This is a genomic window from Pseudomonas edaphica, from assembly GCF_005863185.1.
Classification (GTDB): Bacteria; Pseudomonadota; Gammaproteobacteria; order Pseudomonadales; family Pseudomonadaceae; genus Aquipseudomonas; species Aquipseudomonas edaphica.
On record NZ_VBVZ01001008.1, the window covers coordinates 1 to 1177 of the forward strand.

The 1177-nt window shown below is 55.4% G+C and carries 2 protein-coding genes; both read right to left on the reverse strand.

Annotated elements, in window-relative coordinates:
• Positions 1–165: 165 nt before the first annotated feature.
• Entirely contained in the window at positions 166–786 is a 621-nt protein-coding gene (gene msrQ / locus FEM54_RS32870) for a protein-methionine-sulfoxide reductase heme-binding subunit MsrQ (protein WP_017139218.1), read from the reverse strand.
• A partial coding sequence (gene msrP, locus FEM54_RS32875; RefSeq protein ID WP_138454319.1) for a protein-methionine-sulfoxide reductase catalytic subunit MsrP occupies positions 786–1177 on the reverse strand: 392 nt, incomplete at its 5' end. The genes msrP and msrQ, both read right to left, overlap by 1 nt.

Genomic DNA, 1177 nt, shown 5'->3' on the forward strand with positions numbered 1-1177 from the left:
CGCTGCTGTCAACACCTCTTTTTCAACTTCCTTTTGGCTTCGATGAACTGAAGCAACTTGCTGCCGAAAACTTCGTAACTCGTTGTTTACCAAGGAGTTTTCCGTTTCGACTGCGCCGGAAGTGGGGAGAATTATAGACAGATATAAAACGCCGTCAATCCTTAATTACGCTTTTGTCGCAGAAAGTGGTTTTTTCGCAATAAGACGGGGAATCCGGCGCATCACTGGCGGGATCCGCAGCACTAGCAGCAGCGCGCCTATAGATGCATAGATCGCCCATTCCTTCAGGTCGGCCCGCACAATCCACAACATGTGCAACAAACCAAGCCCAAGAATCACGTACACCAGGCGATGCAGCTTCTTCCAACGGCTGCCCAACCGGCGCTGGCTATAACGATTGGACGTTACTGCCAGCACCAATAAGCCAAGGAACCCCAGCGCACCGACAATAATGTAGGGCCGCTTACGCAGCTCGACGCCGAACTGCGACCAATCCAGCCCGAGGATGAATACGCAGTACGCAGCCAGGTGCAGTGCCACATACGCAAAACACCACAACCCCAGCTGCCGACGCACGGCAATCCACCCTGCCCACCCGCTGAGTTTCTGCAACGGCGTCATACCTAGCGTTACCAGCAACAGGATCAGGGTCCCAAGCCCCAACCGATCCATCAACACTTTGCCTGGATCAGGCCCGAGCACAGAGCTCCACGCCTCATACAGCCAGAAAAATGGCCAGATCGCCGCGGCTATAAAGACGCCAATGCGCCAGATCGGATAACGCATCAGTAGTTCTTCCGCAGGTCGAGGCCCGTATAGAGAGAAGCGACCTCATCCGAATAGCCGTTGAACATCTGCGTCTCTCGCACATTCGGGCTGAACAGACCGCTCGGCAAACGACGCTCACGCGCCTGGGTCCAGCGAGGATGGTCGACGGTAGGGTTCACATTCGCGTAGAACCCATACTCATTGGCCGCAATGCTTTGCCAAGTCGTCTTTGGCTGCTCGCTGACCAGGCTGATCCGCACAATCGACTTCACGCTCTTGAAGCCGTACTTCCACGGCACTACCAGACGCAGTGGTGCACCGTTCTGGTTCGGCAACTCCCGCCCATACATACCCACAGCCAGGATCGCCAACGGATTCATTGCTTCATCCAGACGCAGCCCTTCTACAT

What these genes read in the sequence shown, in the direction of transcription:
- msrQ (WP_017139218.1), bottom strand. Translation starts at nt 786, where the DNA reads ATGCGTTATCCGATCTGGCGCATTGGCGTCTTTATAGCCGCGGCGATC.